This window comes from Actinacidiphila acidipaludis (assembly GCF_019890725.1).
In the GTDB taxonomy this organism is placed as follows: domain Bacteria; phylum Actinomycetota; class Actinomycetes; order Streptomycetales; family Streptomycetaceae; genus Actinacidiphila; species Actinacidiphila acidipaludis.
The window spans coordinates 34,897-58,846 of record NZ_JAINZZ010000015.1 but is presented as its reverse complement, the minus strand read 5'-3'; the positions used below and the strand labels follow the sequence as shown (position 1 = coordinate 58,846).

The window sequence follows — 23,950 nt, the reverse complement described above, 5'->3', positions numbered from 1 at the left end:
CCCGGCTCAGGGGCCACCGGCGCAGGGGCCACCGGCTCAGGGGGCCAGCGGGTCCTTGGGCGCGGGCCGGACCTTGCCCTCGATCATCGCGCCGAGGCCGCGCACCGCCACCGTGTCCGGGTGCGGTGCGATGTGCACCGGCATGTGCGTCTCCTGGCGGAGCATCAGGTCCAGTCCCGGCATGTGGGCGCTGCCGCCGGCCAGCATGATGCCGCGGTCGGCCAGGTCGGCGACCAGGTCCGGCGGGCAGGTGCGCAGGACCGACGTGATCGCGTCGAGCACGCCGGTCAGCGGCGCCCGCATGGCGTGCCGGACGTTCTCCGTCTCGACGGTGACGGTCCTGGCCAGGCCGCTGATGACGTCCCGGCCGTGCACCTCCGCGGTCGAGGTGCCGCCCAGCATCTGGTGCAGCGGTCGCACCGACTGGCTGGGCAGCAGCAACTCGTGCTGACTGCGCAGGTGTTCGACGACCGCGCGGTCGATGGCGTCGCCGCCCACCGGCACGGTCTCCGCGGAGACGATGGCGCCCAGCGACAGCACGGCGACGTGTGTGGTGCCCGCGCCGCACACCACGATCATCGTCGCCTCGGGCTGTTCGACAGGCAGCCCGCAGCCCACCGCGGCCGCGATGAGCGTGTCGACCAGCTCCACCTTCCGCGCGCCGAGCCCGTACATCGTCTCGACCGCGGCCCGCAGCGCGATCGGCTCGCTGCCGTGCGGCATGCACACCGCGGCCCGCATCACGGGCATCGGCATGCCCCGGACCATCGACATCCGCATCCAGCGCCGGCCCAGCTTGTCGCCCAGGACGTGCCGCAGCATGCGCTGGGCCATGGTGACGTCGACCACCGCGCCGCTGGCCACCGGCCGCACCACACGGATGTGCTGGGGGGTGCGCCCGGCCATCGTCTCGGCCCGGGAGCCGACCGCGATGAGGGCGCCGCTGCGGACGTCGACCGCCGCGACGCTCGGCTCGTCCACGACGAGCCCGTTGTTGCGCAGGTAGACGCGGGTGCGGGCGGCCCCGATGTCCACCGCGATCGAGCAGCGCCTGAGGTGCTCCAGGGTGGGGGTCAGCGGACCTGCCGCCAGGTGCGGGTTCACAGAAGGACACCTCCGCTTCGGCTGTCGGCGTGACCGGACGGGGTGGGACCGGTCGGACCCGGTGGCTCGGACCCGGGCGGGAGAGGCGGGCAGGGGGTGTCCTGATGACTCATGGCGGGGCTCCCGGGGGGACTACGAGGGCGTCGTGGTCCGAAGCTCGTCGGTGCTGACGACAGAGGCTTTGACGGATGGTCGGATTTTGCGACCGTTGTTGCGCCGTTCGGGGAGCCGCCATCGGGGGAAACGCCCCCGTTCGGCGCAACGCGGGGCCGGCGGGACCCGCCCGGCCGGTCCGGTCGGGTCCGGCGCGGGCGCCCCTCCCGTCGGCGGCTGGTCGGCGGCTGTTCGGTGGCTACTCGGCCTCCTCCAGCCGGAAGCCGACCTTCAGGCCCACCTGGTAGTGCTCCACCTCGCCGTCCACGATGTGTCCGCGGACCTGGGTGATCTCGAACCAGTCCAGGCCGCGCAGGGTCTGTGCGGCACGGCTGAGGCCGTTGCGGACGGCGGCGTCCACGCCGTCGTGCGCGGTGCCCACGATCTCGGTCACGCGGTAGGTGTGCTCGGCCATGGCGGGTCCTCTCGGGTCGGCTCGGGTCAGTGGTGGAAGGCGGTCGCGACGTTCTTCGGGCGTCCCAGCGGGTGGGGCTGGGCGCACATCTCCGGGATCAGCCGCTCGACGTCGTCCATCAGCAGGCTCGCGAGGTCCTCGGAGAAGCCGTTGCGGCAGACCACCCGCAGCACGGCCAGGTCCTCGCGGTCGGCGGGATAGGTGTAGGCCGGCACCAGCCATCCGTGCTCGCGCAGCCGCCGGGAGACGTCGAAGACGTCGAAGTTCTTCACCTCGGGGGTGGTGGTGAGGGCGAACACCGGGAGCTGGTCGCCGCGGGTGATCAGCCGGAACTCCTCGTGCGCCGCGAACTGCGCGGCCACCTTCATGGCCACGTCGCGGCTGGTCTGCTGCACCGCGCGGTAGCCCTCGAAGCCCAGCCGCAGGAAGCTGTAGTACTGCGCGACGACCTGCGCGCCCGGCCGGGAGAAGTTCAGCGCGAAGGTCGGCATGTCGCCGCCGAGGTAGTTCACCCGGAACACCAGCTCCTCGGGCAGGTCGTCGGGCTCGCGCCACAGCGCCCAGCCGACACCCGGGTAGACCAGGCCGTACTTGTGGCCCGAGGTGTTGATCGAGGTGACCCGCGGCAGCCGGAAGTCCCAGACCAGGTCCGGGTCGAGGAAGGGCGCGATCATCCCGCCGGAGGCTCCGTCGACGTGCACCGGGATGTGCACGCCGGTGCGCTTCTCGTAGTCGTCCAGGGCCGCGCAGATCTCCTGGACCGGCTCGTAGGAGCCGTCGAACGTCGAGCCGAGCACCGCCACCACGCCGATGGTGTTCTCGTCGACGAGCTCCATCGCGGCTTCGGCGTCCAGGTGCAGCCGGTCGCCGCGCATCGGCGCCAGCCGCGCCTCGACCTCCCAGAAGGTGCAGAACTTCTCCCAGCACACCTGCACGTTGGCGCCCATCACCAGGTTGGGGCGGGCGGTCGCCGGATAGCCGGGGGTGCGCTTGGACCAGCGGCGCTTGAGCGCCATCCCGGCGAGCATGCACGCCTCGGAGGAGCCGGTGGTGGAGCAACCGATGGTCTTGTCCGGGTCGGGGGCGTTCCACAGGGCGGCGAGGATCGCCACGCAGCGCCGTTCCAGTTCGGCGGTGCGCGGGTACTCGTCCTTGTCGATCATGTTCTTGTCGGCGCACTCGGTCATCAGGAGGTTGGCCTGCGGCTCCATCCAGGTGGTCACGAAGGTGGCCAGGTTCAGCCGCGAGTTGCCGTCGAGCATCAGCTCGTCGTGCACCAGCTGGTACGCCGCCGCGGGCGCCATCGGCCCGTCCGCCAGGCGGTGTTTGGGCGGTGCCGTCTCCATGCCGCCGACCGGGTCAGCCACGCCGACGAAGGGGTTGACGGCGACGTGGTGCGGGGCGTTGGTGCCCTTGTGCAGGGGCATGGGGGCCTCCTGGCCGATGTGGATCCGAAGCCATCGGTGCCGTGTTCAGGGACACCATTCGTGACGATAAGGGCATTCCGCCCACCCCGCAGCGGGCGATGGGGCGTCCGGAGGCCTGGAGGCGCGCACGACGGGCATCGACCCGACGCACGAGGAGAAGTCCGAGGTGTCCGGGAGGGGAGCCGGCCGGGCGGGAGTGCGCCCGGCGTCAGGCGGCGTCCGCGGGCGTCAGCACGACCGCGGTGCCGTAGGCGCAGACCTCGGTGCCGATGTCGGCCGCCTCGGTGACGTCGAACCGCATCGTGAGCACCGCGTTGGCGCCGCGCGCCCGCGCCTGCTCGACCAGGCGCTCCATGGCCTGGTTGCGGGTCTCCACCAGCGTCTTGGTCAGCCCCTTCAGCTCGCCGCCGACCATCGACTTCAGGCCGGCGCCGATCTGGCTGCCCAGGTGGCGGGAGCGTACGGTGAGGCCGAAGACCTCACCGATCACCTGCTGCACCCGGAACCCGGGGGCGTCGTTCGTGGTCACCACGAGGAAGTCCGAGCCCTGGGCCGGGCCGCCGCCGTATTCGTCGATGCTCATGGCGGCAGCCTGCCCGGGGCCCGGACGTCCCGCATGTGCTGCTACTCCAGTCGCGGCTGCTCGTTGGGCGCCGGGCAGATCCGCCGGCCCTCGTGGTCGAAGACGTACAGGTGCGCCAGGTCGACCAGCAGCGGGACCCGGTCGCCGCGGCGGAGCCGGATGTCCGGCCCGGTGCGCACGACCAGGTCGCCGGTCTGCGTCTCGGGCGCCGCCGCCGGGCGGTCCATCACGGACACCGGCGCGTGGCCGGGGGCGTGGTCGGGCCGCGGCGGCACGCCGCCCGGCACCGTGGAGCCCTTGCCGTCCAGCACGGACGACTGGATGCGCCGGGCCGCTTTCTGGGCGAGCCGGCCGATGCCGCCGGAGCCGTTCGCGGCGCGCCGGGAGGCGCCCCGGCCGCTGGAGACCGCGGGCCGCGGCGCCTCCAGCTCGGGCACGACCGCGGGCCGCGAACCGGTGTTGAGGTGCACCAGCGACTCGTGGCCCTGGTACTCCACGTGCTCGACGATGCCGCTGATCACGACCTCGCCGGCGTGTGCCTGGCTGGGCTGTGCGATCCGTACGGCCTCCGAGCGGAGCCCGACGATGATCGGGCGGCCCTGCTGGATGCGGAGCATCTGGTGGTCCAGGCTGAGCGGCTCGGGGAGCCCGAGGCGCTGCCGCCCGAAGTCGATCCACATGCCGCCGCCGAGCGGCGCGATGACGGTGGCCTGCAGCAGGTTGATCCGCGGTGTGCCGACGAACGCCGCGACGAACACGTTCGCCGGCAGGTGGTAGGCCTCGCGGGGCGAGCTGATCTGCTGCAGCACGCCGCTGCGCATGATCGCGACGCGGTCGCCGAGGGACATCGCCTCGGCCTGGTCGTGCGTGACGTACACGGTGGTGACGCCCATGCCGTGGGTGAGGCGGGCGATCTCGGCGCGCAGATGTGCGCGCAGTTTGGCGTCCAGGTTGGACAGCGGCTCGTCCATCAGGAAGACGGACGGGTGCCGGGAGATCGCGCGGCCCATCGCCACGCGCTGCCGCTCGCCGCCGGACAGCTGTCCGGGGTAGCGGTCCAGGATCTCCTCGATGCCGAGGATGCGGGCCGTCTCGTCGACGCGGGGCCCGTGCTCCTCACCCGGCATCTCGAACCGCAGCGGGAAACCGATGTTCTCGCGGCTGGTCATGCTGGGGTACAGGGCGAAGTTCTGGAAGACCATCGCCATCTTGCGGTCGCCGGGGGCGAGATCGTTCGAGTACTCGCCGTCCAGCAGGAGTTCGCCGGTGGTGATGTCCTCCAGACCGGCGATCATGCGGAGCACGGTCGACTTGCCGCAGCCCGAGGGCCCGAGCAGCACCAGGAACTCGCCGGGCGCGATGTCCAGGGAGAACCTGTCCACGGCCGGCGCGGGCTGCTTCGGGTAGTACTTGGAAACTTCGTGCAGAGTGATGGCGCGAGTCATAACGGGAGCCGCCAGGTTGGTCGGACTTGGTGACGGGGCACGTGGGGGGAAGCCTTGCGTGACACTCGGATGACGCTGCGGAGAAGGTAGTGCACTACCGGTCAGTTGCGGAACGTTTGTATCAACACTGCATTGATAGTTTTGGATCGTGATGAACCTCGCGCTGGGCCCGAGCTGGCTCGACCCCGACCACCTGATCAACACCTACGGCCTGTGGGGCGTGCTGCTGATCGTGTTCGCCGAGTCAGGGCTGCTGATCGGTTTCTTCCTGCCCGGCGACTCGCTGCTGTTCACGACCGGTCTGCTGGTGGCGTCGGGCACGCTGCACCAGCCGCTCGCCCTGGTGGCCGCGGCCATCGCGGTGGCCGCCGTCGCCGGTGAGCAGGTCGGTTACCTCTTCGGGCGCAAGGTCGGGCCGTCGCTGTTCAGCCGGCCGGATTCACGCCTGTTCAAGATGGAGAACATCGAGAAGGCGCACGCGTTCTTCGAGCACCACGGGCCGAAAGCGATCGTCATGGCGTGCTTCGTGCCGATCGTGCGCACGTTCACACCGATCGTCGCGGGCGTCAGCCGAATGAACTACCGCACCTTTCTCACCTTCAACCTCATCGGCGGCACGATGTGGGGCGCGGGTGTCACGCTCTTGGGTTACTGGCTCGGCCAGATCGAATTCGTGCACAAGAACATCGAGGCGATGCTCGTCCTCGTGGTGCTGATCTCCGTGGTGCCGATCGGCATCGAGTACCTGCGGTCCAAGCGCAAGGCGAAGGCCGCCGGGCCGCAGGGCGAGGGGACGCCGGGCGGCCCGGAGGCGTTCTCGGCGTCGCGCGGCGGACGGCACCGGGCGCAGAAGCGCTGAGCACCCGTTGACAGACGAGCAGGGCGAGCACAAGGAGCCGGGCCGGCGCGGCGAGCAGGGCCGGGCCGGCGGCGAGCCGGTGATGGGCTCGGCCTTCACCCCGCCCGAGGGCGTGCCCATGGTCGTCCTCCCGCCGGAGGGCGCCCTGTGGCAGGACCGGATGCGCACGATGCTGCGGATGCCGTCCACCGAGCGTCCCGCGCCCGCCGTACGCCACCCGGCCACCACCGTCTCCGTGCCGCGCGTGCTGGACCTGACCCTACGCATCGGCGAGCTGCTGCTGGCCGGCGGCGAGGGCGCGGAGGACGTCGAGGCCGCGATGTTCGGCGTCGCCTTCGCGTACGGCCTCGCGCGGGTCGAGCCGACCGCCACGTTCACGCTGCTCGGCATCTCGTACCAGCCCGCGCTCACCGAGCCGCCGGTCACCATGAGCCGCACGGTCCGGCGGCGCGGCACCGACTACACCCGGCTGGCCGCGGTCTTCCACCTGGTCGACGGCATCACCGCGCACGAGGTCAGCCTGGAGGACGCCTACCGCCGGCTGGCGGACATCCGCCGCAACCGGCATCCGTACGGGAGCTGGGCGCTGACCGGCGCGGCCGGGCTGCTGGCGGGCGCGGCGAGCATCCTGGTCGGCGGCAACCTGATCATCTTCGTGGCCGCCGCGGTCGCCGCGATGCTCGGCGACCGGCTTGCCTGGCTGCTGGCCGGGCGCGGGCTGCCGGAGTTCTACCAGTTCGCGGTGGCGGCGATGCCCGCCGCCGCGATGGGCGTGGTCGTCGACCGGTACGCGCACTGGATCCCCGGGGCCACCGGGGTGCAGTCCTCCGCGGTGATCACCGGTGGGCTCTTCGCGCTGCTGCCGGGCCGCGCGCTCGTGGCCGCCGTCCAGGACGGCCTCACCGGCTTCTACATCACCGCCTCGGCACGTCTGCTGGAGGTGGTGTACCTGGTGGTCGGCATCGTCATCGGCGTCACCCTGATCCTCTACGCGGGTGTCGGCCTGGGCGCCGACCTCAACCCGGACCAGGCGCTGCGCGCCTACGACCACCCGTGGGTGCAGCTCGTCGCGGCCATGGTGCTGACGCTGGCGTTCGCGGTGCTGCTGCAGTGCGAACGCGGGGTGCTGGTGCTCGCCACCCTCAACGGCGGCGTCGCCTGGACGGTCTACGGCGTGCTGCACCAGCAGGCCGGCGGCAACCAGGTGGCCTCGACCGCCGCGGCGGCCGGACTCGTCGGCCTGTTCGGGCAGTTGATGGCGCGTTACCGGTACGTCTCGGTGCTCCCGTACGTCACCGCGGCCATCGGCCCGCTGCTGCCCGGTTCCGCCACCTACTTCGGCCTGCTGGCGGTCACCCAGCACCACCTGAGCCAGGGCCTGACCCAGCTCACCAAGGCGGCGGCGCTCGCCATGGCCATCGCCATCGGCGTGAACCTCGGCAACGAGATCGCCCGGCTGGTCCTCAAGACGCCCGGACCGCCCGGACCGCGCCGCGCCGCCAAGCGCACCCGCGGCTTCTGACCCGCGGCCCGGGCGGCGGCGTCACCGGGCCGGACGCAGCAGGTCCGTCAGGCCGAGCCGGCGCATGAACTCCAGCCGCATCCGGTCGGCGACCGCGTTGACGACCACCGCGCCGTCGTCGGTGGGGTCGACGTGCACCCGGAACGGCCGGCTGCCCTTGTCGGCGTCCACCACCGCCACGATCGCCCGGGCCACCTCGGAGACGTCCGCGTCCGGCGGCTCGAGTTCGTGCATCCGCTGACCGATCTGCTCCATCAGGCCGCCGTAGAGCTCCTCGTACTCCTTGACGACCTCCTCGTCCTCCGGATGACCGGCGTTGGCGTAGTGGTTGGTGCCGCTGGTGAACGAGCCGGGCACCACGATGGTGGTCTCGATGCCGAAGCGGGAGACCTCCAGCGCGTAGCTGGCGGCGAGGGCGTCCATGGCGGCCTTCGCGGCGAAGTACGGCCCGAGGTACGGGGGCGTGCCGCCGCGGGTGCTGGAACTGCCCACCCACACCAGCAGCCCGTCCCTGCGGCCGCGCATGTGCGGCAGGGCCGCGCGGTTGACGCGCTGCGCGCCGAGCACGTTGATGTCGTAGAGCTGAACGTACTGCTCGGGTGAGAACGCCTCCGCGGGGCCGGTCACCATGTGCCCGGCGTTGTGGACCACGACGTCCAGCGCGGGCTGCTCGTCGAGGACGGAGGCGATCGCGGCGCGCGCGGACTCCTCGGACTGCACGTCGAGTTCGACCGTCCGCAGGTCGCGGCCGTTCTCCTTGGCCCAGGCGGCGGCCTCGGCCACCTTGGGCGCGTTGCGCCCGGCGGTGTCGCGCATGCTCGCGTAGACGATGTGGCCGGCCTGGGCCAGGGCCCGGGCGGCCAGGGCGCCGAACCCGCTGGAGGCGCCCGTGACGAGGATCGTTGACATGTCTGCCTCCTGGTCGCGTACTTCTCGTACTCCTGGTCCGGTACTCCCGGCCGGATCGCGGTGCCGGGATCAGCCGAAGGTGATCACCGAGCGGACGCCGCCGTGGCCCTGGGCCATCGCGTCCAGCGCGGCCGGCGCCTCGTCGAGGGTGATCGGCTTGAACTCCGGCAGGATGCCCCGCGCCGCGGAGAACTCCAGCGTGTCGCGCAGGTCGTGCGGCGAACCCGACGGGTTCGCCATGGCGTGCAGCCGGTTCAGCACCATCGGCTGCGTGGGCAGGGTGAGCGGCTCCGGGCCGTAGCCGCACAGCACCAAGGTGCCGTCGGGGGCGAGTCCGCCGAAGGCGGCCTGCGCGGCGGCGGTCGAGGGCGCGGCGCTCAGGATGACGTCCGCGCCCTGGGCCCACTTCTGCAGGGCCTCACCGGGGTCGCCCTCGTCGGTGGCCACGAAGATCTCCGCGCCGAGCTCCTTGGCGCGGTCCTCGCCGTGCCGGGAGCGGCCGATCGCCGCCACCCGGGCGCCCACGGCCGCCGCGTAGCGGATCGCGAGGGCGCCGACACCGCCGGTGCCGATCACCGCGACCCGCGAGCCCGGGGTCATCCCGGCCTGCCGCAGGCCGTTGAAGGCGGTGATGCCCGCGCACATCAACGGCGCCGCGGCCACCGGGTCGAGCCCGGCCGGCAGCTCGGTGACGAAACCGGCCTTGAACACCGCGTACTCCGCGTAGCCGCCGTCGGTCATGATCCCGGTGATCCGCTTCTCGCGGCACAGGATCTGGTCGCCCCGGCGGCAGTACTCGCAGTGGCCGCAGGAGTCGTGCAGGAACTGCGCGCCGACCGTGGTGCCCACCGGCGGCCAGGTCGCTCCGGGGCCGGTCGCCACGACCGTGCCGGTGACCTCGTGGCCGGGCACGACGGGGAAGCGGGCGAAGGGATAGTGGCCCTGGAGGAGGCCGAGGTCGGTGTAGCAGACGCCGCAGGCGATGATCTTGACGAGGACCTCGTCGGGGCCCGCCTCGGGGACGTCCAGGTCGGTCAGGCTCAGCGGCTCCTTCGCCGCGGTGGCGAGTCCGGCACGCATCACACACCTCCTGGTGGGTGGACTGCGGTGATGGATTTCGGTAATCGATGGTGGTGTTGGATTGGGGCGTTGAATTGTGGTGGTCTGCCCGGGAATGAGAACTGCTCCACCGCTGAGTATTCTCGCGGCGTCCGCGCCTGTCCAAGGCTTGTCCCGGCGCCATCGATGCCCTGCCGGCATCAATGCCCTCCCGCCTGCGCGGCAGGGGGGCCGGAGAGAGCAGGGGAGCCGCAGAGAGGGGACCCATGCACGAGCCGCTGCTCGACCTGCGGAAACTGCGGTACTTCCTCGCCGTGGCGGAACGGCTGCACTTCGGGCGGGCGGCGCTCGACCTCAGGATCAGTCAGCCGGCGCTCTCCCGCCAGGTGCGGCAGCTCGAGCACGACATCGGCACCGACCTGTTCGTCCGCACCAGCCGCGAGGTGACGCTCACGCCCGCCGGGGAGCAACTGCTGGAGGACGGCCGCCACCTGCTGGCGGCCGCGCGGCGGGCCGGGGAACGCGCCCGGCGGGCCGCCGGCCAGGACCGGCTGACCGTCGGGTTCATGCTGGGTGTCCAGGTCGACCCGCTGCTGGCGGCGTTCGCCGCCGCCCGCCCGGACGTCACCGTCCGTCTGGAGCGGCTGCGCTGGTGGAACCACGGTGAGTCACTGCAGGACGGCCGCGTGGACGTCGCGGCGATCCGGCTGCCGGTCCGGTCCGACGAGGGCCTGCGGATGCTGACGCTCGATCAGGAGCGCCTGGTCGTCGCGCTGCCCGCCGGCCACCCGCTCGCCGGCGAGGCGTCCGTGCCGGTCGGCGCGCTGTCCGGCGAGCCCGTGCTGCGGTACGCCGACGCCGGGTCCGCGTGGAACGCCTTCTGGACCGTCGACCCGCGCCCCGACGGCACCCAGCCGGCCTCCGGGCCGGAGGTGCGGGACATGGAGGAGATCCTGGCGTACGTGCGGGCCGGGCGCGGGGTCGCGTTCCTGCCGCAGCCGGTCACCGCGGCCTTCCGGCGGCCCCACATCGCCTATGTGCCGGTGTCCGGCGTCCCGCCGGGCACCGTCGTGCTCGCCTGGCCCGTCACCGAGCGGTCCGGGCCCACCCGGGACTTCGTCGAGGCGGTGCGGGCGGCCGGGGCGGGCTGACCACCCGTGCCGGCCGCGGGACCGGCCGGGACCCGGCGCGGTACGGGCACCGGGAACGCCGTACCGGCCGCCGGGAACGCGGCGACGGGCGGTCCGGGATCCTCTCCCGGACCGCCCGTCGCCCGGCGGCTCAGCGTTCGGCGGGCCTCAGTGGCCGTTGCCGTGCTCCTTGAGACGGCGGAAGGACTCCTCGATCTCCGCCTCGGCCTCGGCGCGGCCGACCCAGTCCGCGCCCTCGACGGACTTGCCGGGCTCCAGGTCCTTGTAGACCTCGAAGAAGTGCTGGATCTCCAGGCGGTCGAACTCGCTGACGTGGTGGATGTCCCGCAGGTGCTCCATGCGCGGGTCGGACGCCGGCACGCACAGCACCTTGTCGTCGCCGCCGGCCTCGTCCGTCATCCGGAACATGCCGATCGCCCGGCAGGTGATCAGGCAGCCGGGGAACGTCGGCTCGTCCAGCAGCACCAGCGCGTCCAGCGGGTCGCCGTCCTCGCCGAGCGTGTTCTCGACGAAGCCGTAGTCGGCCGGGTAGCTGGTCGAGGTGAAGAGCCGGCGGTCCAGGCGGATACGACCGGTCTCGTGGTCCACCTCGTACTTGTTCCGCGAACCCTTCGGGATCTCGATCGTGACGTCGAACTCCAAGGCCCTACTCCTCCATGATTCAGCGCACAGTGCGGGTGATTAAGTGTCTCCCACGCATTGGGGTGGTCGCGAAAGGGGCTGGTCGGTGGCGCCGCTCGGCAGGACGTGGCAGGTCGTGGCGGGGTCGGCCGCGACAGGTCTGGCGGTGGCCGTCGCGGCGGTGGCCGCGGCAGGTCCGTGGGAGTCAGGTCAGCGTACGGCGGAGCGGTCGTACGCCGCTGCCCGGGACCGTCAACTGGCGGCCGCGGCGCACCCCGTGCCCACCCGGCACGCGGCCCCCGCGCCGCCGTCCGCGGCCCCGGTGCTGGAGCCCGTCGGGCCGGCGCCGTCGCAGGCCGCGGGCGCGGGCGACCCGCTCGCCGCGCGCCTCGACCAGCTGATGGCCGGGCCGGACCTCGGCCCGGTGCGCACCGGCGCCGTGATCGACGTCACGACCGGGCGGCTGCTGTACGGGCACCGGCCGACGACGGCGACGACGCCCGCGTCGATCACCAAGCTGGCGACCGCCGTCGCCGCGCTGGGCACGCTGGGGCCGCAGCACCGGCTCACCACCACCGTCGTCACGACCGCGCCCGGCCGCGTCGTGCTGGTCGGCGGCGGCGACCCCACCCTGGAGCTCGGCGGGCTCGCCGACGACACCGCCGCCGCGCTCAAGGCCCGCGGCACCCGCAGCGTGCGGCTGGCCTACGACACCTCGTACTTCGCCGGGCCCGCGCTGCACCCCATCGGCACGAACGAGAACCTCGCGCCGGTCACCGCGCTGATGGTCCGCGAAGGACGTGAGAACGACAGCTCCAGCGGGCCCGCGGACCGGTACGACGACCCCGCGGGCGAGGCGGCGCAGAGCTTCGCGCAGCTGCTCCGGGCCCGCGGGATCGCCGTCACCGGCGCGCCGGCGGAGGGCTCCGGGGCCGGCGGCACCCGGCTGGCCGCCCACGTGTCGGCGCCGCTGTCCGACCTCGTCGAGCGGATGCTGACGAACTCCGACAACGACCTCGCAGAGGCCCTGGCCCGGCAGGTCGCCCGGGCCACCGGGCGGCCCGCCACCTTCGCGGGGGGCGCGGCGGCGGTGCGGGCGGCGCTGAGCCGGTACGGGGTGCCGATCGGCGGCGCGGTGTTCGCCGACGGCAGCGGGCTGGACCACGCGGACCGGCTGTCGCCGGAGACGGTGGCGCGGGTGCTGGCGCTGGCCGGGGCGGCGGGGCATCCCGAGCTGAGGTCCGTGCTGACGGGGCTGCCGGTGGCGGCGTTCACCGGGACCCTGGCGTCCCGGTTCCACGGGTCGCCTGCGGCGGGGCTGATACGGGCCAAGACGGGGACGCTGACCGGGACGAACACGATCGCCGGCACCACCGTCCTGGCGGACGGCCGCCTCGTGGCCTTCTGCTTCATGACCCAGGGCGCCCCGGCCCCCCTCCCCGCCGAATCCACCCTCGACCACCTCGCCACCACCCTCACCTGACCCCACCTCTGGCAGAGGGCAACCATCCAGGGGCGCGGGCAACCGGCCACCGGCGGGTGGTCCGGGGCGGACGTGACCCCCCTCCGGGGCGGTCGGCGGAGTGCGGCACGCGTGCTGGCTGGTCGCGCTGGGGACACCCCCCGGGCGAATACGGGGTGCCCCTCAGCGACAGGTAACCGCCCCTCCGGCGCCAGCCGGCCCCGGCTCGGGCAGAGCTCCCCCCCGGCTCGGGCAGGGCAGAGCGGCCCCCCGGGGCGGGGAAAGGGCGGTGGGAACCCCCAAAGCGGGAGCGGCAACGTACCGTGAAGGCATGACGAGCATCGGTGCAAGCGAGATGGTCGACTGGAACCTCGCCGTGGCGACCGCACAGCGCCTCACCCGGCCGGGCCCGGACGTCAGCCGTGAAGAAGCCCGGCAGATCGTCGCCGAGCTGCGCAGCCACGCCCAGGACTCGGAAGCGCACGTCCGCGCCTTCACCCGGATGTACGGCGAAGGGGACCTGGACGCGGACGGCAGGCCCACCCCGCACGGCACCCCCGTGCTGATCGTGGACCGCCCTGGCTGGGTGAAGGCCAACGTCGCCGGCTTCCGCGAGATCCTCAAGCCCCTGCTCGGCAAGATGCAGGCACGCCGGCCGGGCGGCGCGGGCGGCGCCGTGCTGGGGACCGTCGGCGGCAAGGTGACCGGCGTCGAGGTCGGGATGCTGCTGAGCTTCCTGTCCTCCCGGGTGCTCGGCCAGTACGAGACCTTCGCCCCGGCGAGCCGCGACATGCCCGCGGGGCCCGTGAAGCCCGCGCCGGGGACGTCCAAGGCGGGCCGGCTGCTGCTGGTCGCACCGAACATCGTCCACGTCGAGCGGGAGCTGGACGTGGACCCGCACGACTTCCGGCTGTGGGTGTGCCTGCACGAGGAGACCCACCGCACGCAGTTCTCCGCCGTGCCGTGGCTGCGCGACCACATCGAGGGCGAGATCCAGGGCTTCCTCGGCGAGACCGACCTGGACGCCTCCGCGGTCGTCGGGCGCGTCCGCGAGGCCGTGCAGTCGTTCACCGGCTCCCCGTCCGCCGAGGACGAGCCGCACGACGACGGCCGCAGCCTGGTGGACCTGGTGCAGACGCCGACGCAGCGGGAGATCCTCGGCCGGATCACCGCGGTGATGTCGCTGCTGGAGGGGCACGCCGACTTCGTGATGGACGGTGTCGGCCCCGAGGTGGTGCCGACCGTGGCGGAGATCCGGGAGAAGTTCACCCAGCGCCGGGCGAGCGGCGCGGGCCGCCTGGACCAGGCGCTGCGCCGGCTGCTCGGGCTGGACGCCAAGCTGCGGCAGTACCGCGACGGGGAGCGCTTCGTGCGGGCCGTGGTCGAGGAGACCGGCATGGAGGGCTTCAACCGCGTGTGGACCTCGCCCAACACGCTGCCGACGAAGGCGGAGATCGCCAAGCCCGCGGAGTGGATCTCCCGGGTGCACGGCCGCGGCGACGGCTGATCCCGGGGGGCCCGCAGGGCCGTTCCGGGCTCCGGGTTCACCCGTCCGAGGGACCGTAGCGGTGGGGTGGCGCGTGCGATGCTCGGGTAATGCCCCAGCTTCTGTCACCATCTGAACACCCTGCGTCATCTCCCTTGCTCACTGCAGCCCCTCACAGCCTCCCCAGGAGGGATCCGGACATGGGACCCCATCCCACGGTCGCGGCGATACGCCTGGCGGTCCGCCGCGTCCTGCACGACGTCCTCGGCACGTCCGAGGACCCGCACCCGCTCGTCCTCGCGGCGTGCAGCGGCGGTGCCGACTCCATGGCGCTGGCCGCCGCCCTCGCCTTCGAAGCCCCCCGGCTCGGCGTACGCGCCGGAGCCGTCACCGTCGACCACGGCCTGCAGGCCGGCTCGGCCGTCCGCGCCGAGGAGGTTGCCGGGCGGCTGCGCGCGCTCGGCCTGGACCCGGTGGACGCCGTCGGCGTCAAGGTCGGCCGCCAGGGCGGTCCCGAGGCCGCCGCGCGCGACGCGCGCTACGCCGCCCTCGACGCCACCGCCGAACGCCGCGGCGCCTCCGCCGTGCTGCTCGGCCACACCCGCGACGACCAGGCAGAAACGGTGCTGCTCGGGCTCGCCCGCGGCTCGGGCATCCGCTCGCTGTCCGGCATGGCCGCGGTCTCCGGCACCGGCGGCCGCTACCGCCGTCCCTTCCTGCTGCTCGACCGCGACACCGTGCGCCAGGGCTGCCTGGCCCAGGGCATCACGGTCTGGGAGGACCCGCACAACCACGACCCCGCCTACACCCGGTCCCGGGTGCGGCACGAGGCGCTGCCGATCCTGGAGAAGTCTCTCGGCAAGGGCGTCGTCGAGGCGCTGGCCCGCACCGCCCAGCTCTCCCGCGACGACGCGGACGCGCTCGACCAGTGGGCCGCGGACGCGGAGGCCGACGCGGCGGGTGACGACGGCAGCCTGGACGCCAAGCGGCTGCACGCGCTGCCCGCGGCCGTCCGGCGCCGGGTGCTGCGGCGGGCGGCGATCGCGGCCGGCTCGCCCCCCGGCTTCCTGTTCGCCCGGCACATCGAGGAGGTGGACCGCCTGGTGACCGGCTGGCACGGCCAGAAGGCGCTCAACCTGCCGGGCGCCGTCGCCGTGCGCAGGGCGAATGGCAGACTGTTCTTCTCGCAGGCGTAGAGGCGCAGAGCCGCAGACCTAGGGACGTACCGCGCAGTGAACGAGAACGACATGGGCGCCGACCTCGAAAAGGTGCTCATCTCCAAGGCAGAGATCGACGCGAAGCTGAAGGAGCTGGCCGCCGAGATCGACCGGGACTACGCGGGCAAGGACCTGCTGATCGTCGGTGTGCTCAAGGGCGCCGTCATGGTGATGGCGGACCTCGCCCGGGCCCTGTCGGCCAACGTGACGATGGACTGGATGGCGGTGTCGTCCTACGGCGCCGGCACCAAGTCCTCGGGCGTGGTCCGGATCCTCAAGGACCTCGACACCGACATCGCCGGCCGTGACGTGCTGATCGTCGAGGACATCATCGACTCCGGTCTGACGCTGTCCTGGCTGATCAGCAACCTGGGCTCGCGCGGCCCGGCCTCCCTGCAGGTGTGCACGCTGCTGCGCAAGCCCGAGGCCGCCAAGGTCCAGATCGATGTCAAATACACTGGATTCGACATCCCGAACGAGTTCGTCGTCGGGTACGGCCTGGACTACGCCGAGAAGTACCGCAACCTTCCCTTCGTCGGAACGCTCGCCCCGCACGTTTACGGCGGCTGACCGCGGGCGGGAACCCCTGCCGGTTTTCCGCCGTTGGAGCAGGGGAAAGCGCGATTGTTAACGGGCGGCGGCAACCTCGGGGGACAATGCTGGGGTACCGTCCGAAGGTCGGGTACATACACCGGATGCACGCGGCGCCAACAGGCGGCGGTGCCTCACTGCGGCAGGAGGGACGGGGCGATTCCGCCCCGCATGGATGGACGTGAAGCGCTATTTCCGTGGGCCAGTCATGTGGATCGTGCTGGCTGTCCTCGTCGTGGTCGTGTTGATGCAGGTCGTCGGGTCCGGCGGCGGCTACAAGACGGTCGACACCGGCGCGGTCGTGCACGCGATCAACACCAATCAGGCCAAATCCGCCGAGCTGACCACTGGGGACGACAACTCGATCAAGGTCCAGCTCAGGGACGGCTTCAAGATCGACGGCAGCAGCAAGGTCAGGGGCAGCTACGTCGGCAACCAGGGTTCCGACCTGGCCAACCACCTGCAGGACATCGTCGACGGCAAGGTCAAGGGCGTCAGCCTGCCCGACAAGTACACGGTCTCGCAGTCCAAGCAGAACGCCTTCGTCGGCATCCTGCTGTCGCTGCTGCCGTTCGTACTGATCGTGGTGGTCTTCCTGTTCCTGATGAACCAGATGCAGGGCGGCGGCTCGCGCGTCATGCAGTTCGGCAAGTCCAAGGCCAAGCTGATCACCAAGGACACGCCGAAGACCACGTTCGCCGACGTCGCGGGCTGCGACGAGGCCGTGGAGGAGCTCCAGGAGATCAAGGAGTTCCTGCAGGAGCCCGCCAAGTTCCAGGCCGTCGGCGCCAAGATCCCCAAGGGCGTGCTGCTCTACGGCCGTCCCGGTACCGGTAAGACCCTGCTCGCGCGGGCCGTCGCCGGTGAGGCGGGCGTGCCGTTCTACTCGATCTCCGGTTCCGACTTCGTCGAGATGTTCGTCGGTGTGGGCGCCTCCCGCGTCCGCGACCTGTTCGAGCAGGCCAAGGCGAACGCCCCGGCGATCGTGTTCGTCGACGAGATCGACGCCGTCGGCCGGCACCGCGGTGCGGGCCTCGGCGGCGGCCACGACGAGCGCGAGCAGACCCTGAACCAGCTGCTCGTCGAGATGGACGGCTTCGACGTGAAGGGCGGCGTGATCCTGATCGCCGCCACCAACCGGCCGGACATCCTCGACCCGGCGCTGCTGCGCCCGGGCCGCTTCGACCGCCAGATCGCGGTGGACCCGCCGGACCTGCAGGGCCGGCTGGAGATCCTCAAGGTGCACCAGAAGGGCAAGCCGATCGCTCCGGACGTCGACCTGATGGCCGTCGCCCGCCGCACCCCCGGCTTCACCGGCGCCGACCTGAGCAACGTGCTCAACGAGGCCGCCCTGCTGACCGCCCGCAGCGACAAGAAGCTGATCGACAACAGCATGCTGGACGAGGCCATCGACCGCGTCGTGGCCGGTCCGCAGAAGCGCACCCGGATCATGTCGGACAAGGAGAAGAAGATCACCGCGTACCACGAGGGCGGACACGCCCTGGTCGCGGCGGCCTCGCCCAGCTCCGACCCGGTCCACAAGGTGACGATCCTGTCCCGCGGCCGCGCCCTGGGTTACACCATGGTGCTGCCCGACGAGGACAAGTACTCCACCACGCGCAACGAGATGCTGGACCAGCTCGCCTACATGATGGGCGGCCGGGCCGCGGAGGAACTGGTCTTCCACGACCCGACCACCGGCGCCTCCAACGACATCGAGAAGGCCACCGCCACCGCCCGCGCCATGGTCACGCAGTACGGCATGACCGAGCGCCTCGGGGCGATCAAGTTCGGCTCCGACAACTCCGAGCCGTTCCTGGGCCGTGAGATGGGTCACCAGCGCGACTACTCCGAGGAGGTCGCCGGGCTGGTCGACGAGGAGGTCAAGAAGCTCATCGAGACGGCGCACAACGAGGCCTGGGAGATCCTGGTCGAGAACCGGGACGTCCTGGACAACCTGGTGCTGTCGCTGCTGGAGAAGGAGACGCTGAACAAGGAGGAGCTCGCCGAGATCTTCGCTCCGGTGATCAAGCGCCCGTCGCGTCCGGCCTGGACCGGCTCCTCCCGGCGGACCCCCTCCACCCGCCCGCCGGTGCTCTCGCCGAAGGAGCTGGCGCTCACCAACGGCGCCCAGCCCGCCAACGGCAACGGCCCGTCGCAGATCTCCACCACCAAGCCGGCCGAGCCGGTGGACCTCCCCGAGGACGGCTCTACCGAGAGCTGACGCTCGAGCTCCCGGAGTGGCCGGCCGAGGTACGAGGCCGTCCGCGAGGGGAGTGAGGAGGAAGCTCGACTGAAGTCCGGAGAGCTGAGCCGGAGAGCCGAGCACGCTCGGACGCCCCTCCCCGATGGGGGAGGAATGCAGGTCGCGGCCCCAGGGTTCTAACCTTGGGGCCGCGGCCTTTGTCCGGAGCGTCCGTCGCGGCAGTGGCGTCACGCCACGCCCGGGTCGTTTCCGGCCGCGTACGCGGTGCTCGCCGCGTCCGCCCTCGGGCCGTCGCACTCAGCAAAGGAACGAGACACTGATGACCGATCCCGTAACCCTCCTCGGGGAGACCCCCGCCGGCGAGTTCGACGAGAAGCGGGCCGAGGCCGCAGTGCGTGAGCTGCTGATCGCAGTCGGCGAGGACCCGGATCGCGAGGGTCTGCGTGAGACCCCGGCCCGGGTGGCCCGTGCCTACCGGGAGATATTCGCCGGGCTCTGGCAGCAGCCGGAGGACGTGCTCACCACCACCTTCGACCTGGGCCACGACGAGATGGTGCTGGTCAAGGACATCGAGGTGATGTCGTCCTGCGAACACCACCTCGTGCCCTTCGTCGGGGTCGCCCACATCGGCTACATCCCGTCCACCAGCGGCAAGATCACCGGCCTGTCCAAGCTGGCCCGGCTGGTCGACGTCTACGCCCGCCGCCCGCAGGTGCAGGAACGTCTGACCACGCAGGTCGCGGACGCCCTGATGCGCATCCTGGAGCCGCGCGGCGTGATCGTGGTCGTGGAGTGCGAGCACATGTGCATGACCATGCGGGGCGTGCGCAAGCCCGGCGCGAAGACCCTCACCTCGGCGGTGCGGGGTCAGCTCCGTGACCCCGCGACCCGCTCCGAGGCGATGAGCCTGATCATCGGACGCGGCTGATCACCATCGGCCCCGGGCCGTTCGTCGCCGGCGCGCCCGGCGACGGCCCGTGCGGGGCCTTGCCGTGGTGCGCCGGCGGGTGCGGCGTCCGTCCGGAGGCCGGCAGGCTCCTGGCGGGCGCGTCCGGCACCAGGCGGCCGGACAGCCACTGCAGCGCGGGCGGTATCTCCCGCCCCCACGTCGTGAAGTTGTGACCGCCGCTCGGCAGGATGATCGACGACAGCTTGGTCGGGCCCTTCACCAGGCTCATGAAGTGCACGGTGGCGCGGTAGTTCTTCTCTCCCTGCCGGCTGCTGGTCACCAGCAGGCTCACCGGGGGCTGCGGAAGGTGCTGCAGCCGCCAGCTCAGGTTGTTGTCCTCCCGCACCTTCGTGCTCCCGCCGAACAGATCGCCCGTCGTGGGGTCCTTGGGCGCCGCGTAGTCCGCGGACAGGCCGACGGCCGCCGAGTAGGACCCCGGGTCCTCCAGGGCCAGCTTGAGGGCGCAGTAGCCGCCCGTGGAGTCGCCGATGACGCCCCAGCTCCCGGCGCCCGCGCCGATCCGGTAGTGGCCCAGCAGGCCGGCCCGCAGATCCTGCGCGAAGAACGTCTCGGTCTGCGGCCCGTGCGGCACGTTCATGCACTCGGTGTCCCGCGGCGGTGCGACGGTGGGCCGCAGCATCACCAGGACCATCGGCTGGGCCTGACCCTTGTGGACCAGGGAGGCCTCGATCGCCGGGTACTTCAGCTTCTTGTAGAGCGACTCGGCGATCCCCGGGTACCCGGTGAGCACCACGGTGGCCGGGAAGACACGCTGTGGCTGGCGGAAGTACTCCGGCGGCAGGTACACGTAGGCTGTGGTGCTGATCCTGGAGCGGCCGCCGGCCACCGCGATCTTCTGGATCTGGCCGCCGACCGTCGGCACCGCGCCGCCGGGCACGTTGACGGCCAGGGTGTTCAGCACCCGCAGCTGGCCGCCGTCGCCGTTCGCCGCCTGGTCGACGACGACCCCGGGCGCGGTCTCCTGGCCGAACAGGTCGGCCCAGGAGGCGTAGAAGCCGAAGTTGTAGTTCGCGGCGAGCGCCAGCGCGGCGATCAGCGAGAGCTGGGTCGCCATGAGCATCCCCACCCGGCCGAGGACCGGCACGACACCCTTGCGGGAGAGCCGCGGCCACAGCCACACGGTCACCGCGAACAGGATGACCGCGAGCACGACGGAGAGGAGCAGGACCTTCTTACTCGTGAGACCCATGTCGGCAGGTGTACTTTCCGTGTCGGCCCAAACGCGTCCGCCCCGGACGGAACCCGGAGGCTCCGGTTTCCGTCCTAGAGGGCGCACATTGGTCGTAGTGGCGCAGATTGCGGGCCATGTCCCGTGATTCCCGGTGATGTTGGGGTTTGGTGACCCATGTCTGTACAGCTAGAGGGTGAAAGCCCGGTCCGGGTTCCGTGGGCGGTGTCGGATGTCCACTGAACGCGTGGACCCCAGGCGTCCCCGCTGGCACCTGCGCCCCTCGGCGGTACCGAAGATCATGGGCTCGGGAGCGGCCGTCATCGGCTTCCTCGACGTGATCTCCGCGGTGTTCCCGGCGTTCCGCAACGGGCGGATGCACCACATGGCCGCGGTCTTCCCCGGCACCGTGAGCTCGCTGGCCGCCGCGACCTCGGTGGTCACCGGCATCCTTCTGCTGATGCTCGCGCACGCCCTCAAGCGCGGAAAGCAGCGCGCCTGGTGGGCGGCGGTGCTGCTGCTGCCCGTCGGCGCCGCGACCCAGCTCGTCTACCGGCACTCGATCTTCGGCGCCGCGGTGTCGCTGGGCCTGCTGGTGCTGCTGATCCGGCACCGCGACGAGTTCACCGCGCTCTCCGACCCGCGGACCCGATGGCGGGCGGCGGTCAACTTCGTCGGCCTCAGCGCCCTGGCCTTCGCCCTCGGTCTGATCATCACCAGCGCCCACCCCGCCTCCGAACGCGGCAACCCCGGCTTCACCGCGCGCTGCGAGCACGTGCTGCTCGGCCTCTTCGGCTTCGAGGGACCGGTGGCCTACACCAGCGACCGGGTCGGCGACGTCGTCGCCTACTCCCTCGGCGGCCTCGGCCTGCTCATCGCCTGCTCCACCGTCTACCTGCTGCTGCGCCCGGCCCGCCCGGTCGCCGAGCTCAGCGAGGAGGACGAGGAGCGGCTGCGGGCCCTGCTGGTCCGCCACGGCCACCGCGACTCGCTCGGCCACTTCGCCCTGCGCCGCGACAAGTCGGTGGTCTTCTCGCCCAGCGGCAAGGCGGCCGTCTGCTACCGCGTCGTCTCCGGCGTCGCCCTGGCCAGCGGGGACCCGATCGGCGACGTCGAGGCGTGGCCCGGCGCGATCGAGCGGTTCATGGACCTCACCCGCGCCTACGCGTGGCTGCCGGCCGTCGTCGGCTGCAGCGAGACCGGCGGTGAGGTGTGGACCCGGGAGACCGGTCTGGACGCCCTGGAACTGGGCGACGAGGCGATCGTCACCACCTCCGAGTTCACCCTGCAGGGCCGCGCGATGCGCAACGTGCGGCAGATGGTCAAGCGGATCGAGCGCTCGGGCTACGAGTGCCGGGTCCGCCGCGTGCGGGATCTGACCGAGGACGAGAGGCAGCGGGTGCGGCTGGCCGCCGACGCCTGGCGCGGCACCGACACCGAGCGCGGCTTCTCCATGGCGCTCGGCCGGTTCGGCGAGGACGAGGACGGCGACTGCGTCGTCGTCACCGCCCACAAGGAGCGCGAGCCCGGCGCCCCGCACCCGGAGCTGGGCGACCTGCGGGCCGTCCTGCACTTCGTGCCGTGGGGCAAGGACGGGATGTCGCTGGAGCTGATGCGGCGCGACCGGGCCGCCGACCCCGGACTGAACGAACTGCTCATCGTCGCCGCCCTGCAGCAGGCGTCCGAGATGGGCGTCGCCCGGGTCTCGCTGAACTTCGCGATGTTCCGCTCGGCGCTGGCGCGCGGTGAGCGGATCGGCGCCGGGCCGGTGCTGCGGGGCTGGCGCGGCCTGCTGGTCTTCCTCTCCCGCTGGTTCCAGATCGAGTCGCTGTACAAGTTCAACGCGAAGTTCCAGCCCGAGTGGGTGCCGCGGTTCCTGGTCTTCCCGAACTCGCGCGACCTGCCGCGCATCGGCTTCGCGATCATGCAGGCGGAGGGGTTCGTCACCCTGGCGCTGCCGCTGCCCGCGGCCGTCCAGCGGTTCCTGCCGGGCCGGGCCAAGCGGGCGCCGCACCGCCACCAGACCGGCTACGCCGCGCCCGGCACGGCACCGGCCGCCGCCTCGGCCGGCTCCCGGTCCGGCGCGTCGGGGGCGTCGGACGGCTCGGACGACGCCGGCCACGACGCCGTCGCCTGACGGGCGGCGCCGCGATCCGCCGGCGGGACGGCGACGGCCCGGGGAGACCGGCGGGGGAGGAACCGTAGGCTGGGCCCCATGAGTACGTCACAGGGCCGCAGCGGGCCCCTCGGTCTCCCCACCTGGGACCGGTGCGCGGTCATGGGCGTCGTGAACGTCACACCCGACTCGTTCTCCGACGGCGGCCAGTGGTTCGACCCGGAGCTGGCGGTCAAGCACGGCCTGGACCTCGTGGCCCAGGGCGCCGACCTGGTGGACGTCGGCGGCGAGTCCACCCGCCCCGGCGCCGCCCGGGTCGACGCGGCCGAGGAGCTGCGCCGTGTCGTCCCCGTGGTGCGCGAGCTGACGGCCGCGGGGGTGCTGGTCAGCGTCGACACCATGCGCGCGGAGGTGGCCGAGCGGGCGCTGGCCGCCGGCGCCCGGCTGGTGAACGACGTCAGCGGCGGACAGGCCGACCCGGCCATGATCCCCGTGGTGGCCGCCGCCGGGACGCCCTTCGTGGTCATGCACTGGCGCGGCCAGAGCATCGACATGAACAACCGAGCGGTCTACGGCGACGTGCTCGGCGAGGTCGTCGCCGAGCTGCGGACCAGCCTGGACCGGGCCGTCGCCGGGGGCGTGGATCCCGAACGGATCGTGGTCGATCCCGGCCTGGGCTTCGCCAAGGACGCCGGCCACGACCTGACGCTGCTCGCCCACCTCGCCGACCTGCGGTCGCTCGGCCGTCCGCTGCTGGTCGCCGCCTCCCGCAAGCGGTTCCTCGGCCGGATCCTGGCCGGCGGCACCGGCGCGCCGCCGCCGGCCCGCGAGCGCGACGCCGCGACCGCCGCGGTCACCGCCATCGCCGCCCGCGAGGGCGCCTGGGCGGTCCGCGTCCACGAGGTGCACGCCAGCGCGGACGCGGTCCGGGTCGCCCGGGCCATCGAGAACGCCGGGAACGGGCCGGCCGGACCGGACGGGACGGCCAGGTGACCCCCACCACCGCCGAGGCGCGCGCCGTGGAGGCGGCCAACCAGGCCTTCTACGACGCGGTCGAGAACTCCGACCTGGACGCGCTGGAGGCCCTCGTGCTCACCGGCCCGCTCGCCGAGTCGGTCAGCGTCGTCCATCCCGGCTGGCCGGTGCTGCGCGGCCGCCGCGAGGTCATGCGCTCCTACGCGCTGATCATGGCCAACACCGAGTACATCCAGTTCTTCCTCACCGACGTCGAGATCGCCGTCGACGGCGAGACCGCGCTGGTCACCTGCACGGAGAACATCCTCAGCGGCGGCCCGGCCGAGGAGGACGGCTCCGCCGGCTCCCTGGTCGGCGGCCGGGTGGTGGCCACCAACGTCTTCCGCCGCGGCACGGACGGCTGGCAGCTCTGGGTCCACCACGCCTCCCCGGTCCTGGCCGACGACAGTGACGACGCCGACGACGCTTACGAGGGGGACGACGCTTACGAGGGGGACGACGCTTACGAGGG

The 23,950-nt window shown here is 72.4% G+C and carries 20 protein-coding genes and 1 pseudogene; 12 read left to right on the top strand and 9 right to left on the bottom strand.

Features of this window, described 5'->3' with window-relative positions; genetic code table 11:
- Nucleotides 1–36: 36 nt before the first annotated feature.
- From K7862_RS14855 to K7862_RS14835, 5 genes are all read right to left on the bottom strand, one after another.
- Entirely contained in the window at nt 37–1,077 is a 1,041-nt protein-coding gene (locus tag K7862_RS14855) for a rod shape-determining protein (protein ID WP_222963113.1), read from the bottom strand.
- Between the two features lie 379 nt (nt 1,078–1,456).
- Nucleotides 1,457–1,672: a dodecin gene (locus K7862_RS14850; RefSeq protein WP_222963044.1), complete on the bottom strand. Its 216-nt coding sequence runs from the start codon at nt 1,670–1,672 to the stop codon at nt 1,457–1,459.
- Between the two features lie 26 nt (nt 1,673–1,698).
- A complete protein-coding gene (gene gad / locus K7862_RS14845; RefSeq protein WP_222963043.1) occupies nt 1,699–3,099 on the bottom strand; it encodes a glutamate decarboxylase in 1,401 nt (466 codons plus the stop codon).
- Between the two features lie 208 nt (nt 3,100–3,307).
- On the bottom strand, nt 3,308–3,682 hold the full coding sequence (locus K7862_RS14840; RefSeq protein ID WP_222963042.1) for a YbjQ family protein: 375 nt from the start codon (nt 3,680–3,682) through the stop codon (nt 3,308–3,310).
- A 41-nt stretch (nt 3,683–3,723) separates the two neighbouring features.
- Nucleotides 3,724–5,127, bottom strand: a complete 1,404-nt coding sequence (locus K7862_RS14835; protein ID WP_222963041.1) for an ABC transporter ATP-binding protein — start codon at nt 5,125–5,127, stop codon at nt 3,724–3,726.
- Between the two features lie 151 nt (nt 5,128–5,278).
- Between K7862_RS14835 and K7862_RS14830 the strand changes: the two genes are divergently transcribed.
- On the top strand, nt 5,279–5,986 hold the full coding sequence (locus K7862_RS14830; RefSeq protein ID WP_222963112.1) for a DedA family protein: 708 nt from the start codon (nt 5,279–5,281) through the stop codon (nt 5,984–5,986).
- Nucleotides 5,987–5,993: 7 nt separating this feature from the next.
- Nucleotides 5,994–7,508, top strand: coding sequence for a threonine/serine exporter family protein (locus tag K7862_RS14825; RefSeq protein ID WP_262413155.1), 1,515 nt, complete (start codon nt 5,994–5,996; stop codon nt 7,506–7,508).
- A 21-nt stretch (nt 7,509–7,529) separates the two neighbouring features.
- On the opposite strand, the gene K7862_RS14820 is transcribed toward K7862_RS14825, so the two are convergent.
- Together K7862_RS14820 and K7862_RS14815 are read right to left on the bottom strand one after the other, a co-directional pair.
- Complete coding sequence (locus K7862_RS14820; protein WP_222963040.1) at nt 7,530–8,417, bottom strand: SDR family NAD(P)-dependent oxidoreductase; 888 nt, start codon at nt 8,415–8,417, stop codon at nt 7,530–7,532.
- A gap of 69 nt (nt 8,418–8,486) precedes the next feature.
- Nucleotides 8,487–9,497: an alcohol dehydrogenase catalytic domain-containing protein gene (locus K7862_RS14815; protein ID WP_222963039.1), complete on the bottom strand. Its 1,011-nt coding sequence runs from the start codon at nt 9,495–9,497 to the stop codon at nt 8,487–8,489.
- Between the two features lie 245 nt (nt 9,498–9,742).
- Here K7862_RS14815 and K7862_RS14810 point away from each other — a divergent pair, with 245 nt between their 5' ends.
- Nucleotides 9,743–10,627 carry a LysR family transcriptional regulator gene (locus K7862_RS14810; RefSeq protein ID WP_222963038.1) on the top strand — a complete coding sequence of 295 codons (885 nt, stop codon included), beginning with the start codon at nt 9,743–9,745 and terminating at the stop codon, nt 10,625–10,627.
- Nucleotides 10,628–10,774: 147 nt separating this feature from the next.
- Here K7862_RS14810 and K7862_RS14805 read toward each other — a convergent pair whose 3' ends face one another.
- Nucleotides 10,775–11,269, bottom strand: coding sequence for an inorganic diphosphatase (locus tag K7862_RS14805; RefSeq protein ID WP_222963037.1), 495 nt, complete (start codon nt 11,267–11,269; stop codon nt 10,775–10,777).
- A gap of 85 nt (nt 11,270–11,354) precedes the next feature.
- On the opposite strand from K7862_RS14805, the gene dacB reads away from it, so the two are divergent.
- The 6 genes from dacB (at nt 11,355) to folE (ending at nt 19,138) form a co-directional block, all read left to right on the top strand.
- On the top strand, nt 11,355–12,731 hold the full coding sequence (gene dacB / locus K7862_RS14800; RefSeq protein WP_308011992.1) for a D-alanyl-D-alanine carboxypeptidase/D-alanyl-D-alanine endopeptidase: 1,377 nt from the start codon (nt 11,355–11,357) through the stop codon (nt 12,729–12,731).
- A gap of 310 nt (nt 12,732–13,041) precedes the next feature.
- Complete coding sequence (locus K7862_RS14795; RefSeq protein WP_222963036.1) at nt 13,042–14,217, top strand: Rv3626c family coenzyme F420 biosynthesis-associated protein; 1,176 nt, start codon at nt 13,042–13,044, stop codon at nt 14,215–14,217.
- Nucleotides 14,218–14,396: 179 nt separating this feature from the next.
- A complete protein-coding gene (gene tilS / locus K7862_RS14790) occupies nt 14,397–15,392 on the top strand; it encodes a tRNA lysidine(34) synthetase TilS (protein WP_222963035.1) in 996 nt (331 codons plus the stop codon).
- A gap of 36 nt (nt 15,393–15,428) precedes the next feature.
- A complete protein-coding gene (gene hpt, locus K7862_RS14785) occupies nt 15,429–15,983 on the top strand; it encodes a hypoxanthine phosphoribosyltransferase (protein ID WP_308011991.1) in 555 nt (184 codons plus the stop codon).
- A gap of 196 nt (nt 15,984–16,179) precedes the next feature.
- The gene (gene ftsH, locus K7862_RS14780) at nt 16,180–18,228 is read left to right on the top strand and encodes an ATP-dependent zinc metalloprotease FtsH (protein ID WP_222963034.1); all 2,049 of its coding nucleotides are present in this window, start codon (nt 16,180–16,182) and stop codon (nt 18,226–18,228) included.
- A 301-nt stretch (nt 18,229–18,529) separates the two neighbouring features.
- Nucleotides 18,530–19,138, top strand: coding sequence for a GTP cyclohydrolase I FolE (folE, locus tag K7862_RS14775; protein WP_222963033.1), 609 nt, complete (start codon nt 18,530–18,532; stop codon nt 19,136–19,138).
- Here folE and K7862_RS14770 read toward each other — a convergent pair.
- Nucleotides 19,122–20,369, bottom strand: a complete 1,248-nt coding sequence (locus tag K7862_RS14770; RefSeq protein ID WP_222963032.1) for an alpha/beta hydrolase — start codon at nt 20,367–20,369, stop codon at nt 19,122–19,124. The genes folE and K7862_RS14770 overlap by 17 nt on opposite strands.
- Before the next feature lie 280 nt (nt 20,370–20,649).
- Here K7862_RS14770 and K7862_RS14765 point away from each other — a divergent pair, with 280 nt between their 5' ends.
- From K7862_RS14765 to K7862_RS14755, 3 genes and pseudogenes are all read left to right on the top strand, one after another.
- Complete coding sequence (locus K7862_RS14765; protein WP_372461578.1) at nt 20,650–22,485, top strand: phosphatidylglycerol lysyltransferase domain-containing protein; 1,836 nt, start codon at nt 20,650–20,652, stop codon at nt 22,483–22,485.
- A 78-nt stretch (nt 22,486–22,563) separates the two neighbouring features.
- Nucleotides 22,564–23,457: a dihydropteroate synthase gene (folP, locus tag K7862_RS14760; protein WP_222963030.1), complete on the top strand. Its 894-nt coding sequence runs from the start codon at nt 22,564–22,566 to the stop codon at nt 23,455–23,457.
- Nucleotides 23,454–23,921, top strand: a pseudogene (locus K7862_RS14755) (nuclear transport factor 2 family protein); the annotation flags it as partial. The gene folP and the pseudogene K7862_RS14755, both read left to right, overlap by 4 nt.
- Nucleotides 23,922–23,950: the final 29 nt, after the last annotated feature.

Bases quoted from the DNA above. Each gene is read 5' to 3' on its own strand.
- K7862_RS14840 (WP_222963042.1), bottom strand. From the start codon at position 3,682: ATGAGCATCGACGAATACGGCGGCGGCCCGGCCCAGGGCTCGGACTTC.
- K7862_RS14765 (WP_372461578.1), top strand. From the start codon at position 20,650: ATGGGCTCGGGAGCGGCCGTCATCGGCTTCCTCGACGTGATCTCCGCG.
- K7862_RS14815 (WP_222963039.1), bottom strand. From the start codon at position 9,497: ATGCGTGCCGGACTCGCCACCGCGGCGAAGGAGCCGCTGAGCCTGACC.
- K7862_RS14795 (WP_222963036.1), top strand. From the start codon at position 13,042: ATGACGAGCATCGGTGCAAGCGAGATGGTCGACTGGAACCTCGCCGTG.
- ftsH (WP_222963034.1), top strand. From the start codon at position 16,180: ATGGACGTGAAGCGCTATTTCCGTGGGCCAGTCATGTGGATCGTGCTG.
- folP (WP_222963030.1), top strand. From the start codon at position 22,564: ATGAGTACGTCACAGGGCCGCAGCGGGCCCCTCGGTCTCCCCACCTGG.
- folE (WP_222963033.1), top strand. From the start codon at position 18,530: ATGACCGATCCCGTAACCCTCCTCGGGGAGACCCCCGCCGGCGAGTTC.
- K7862_RS14830 (WP_222963112.1), top strand. From the start codon at position 5,279: ATGAACCTCGCGCTGGGCCCGAGCTGGCTCGACCCCGACCACCTGATC.
- K7862_RS14820 (WP_222963040.1), bottom strand. From the start codon at position 8,417: ATGTCAACGATCCTCGTCACGGGCGCCTCCAGCGGGTTCGGCGCCCTG.
- K7862_RS14810 (WP_222963038.1), top strand. From the start codon at position 9,743: ATGCACGAGCCGCTGCTCGACCTGCGGAAACTGCGGTACTTCCTCGCC.
- gad (WP_222963043.1), bottom strand. From the start codon at position 3,099: ATGCCCCTGCACAAGGGCACCAACGCCCCGCACCACGTCGCCGTCAAC.
- K7862_RS14770 (WP_222963032.1), bottom strand. From the start codon at position 20,369: ATGGGTCTCACGAGTAAGAAGGTCCTGCTCCTCTCCGTCGTGCTCGCG.
- K7862_RS14850 (WP_222963044.1), bottom strand. From the start codon at position 1,672: ATGGCCGAGCACACCTACCGCGTGACCGAGATCGTGGGCACCGCGCAC.
- tilS (WP_222963035.1), top strand. From the start codon at position 14,397: ATGGGACCCCATCCCACGGTCGCGGCGATACGCCTGGCGGTCCGCCGC.
- K7862_RS14835 (WP_222963041.1), bottom strand. From the start codon at position 5,127: ATGACTCGCGCCATCACTCTGCACGAAGTTTCCAAGTACTACCCGAAG.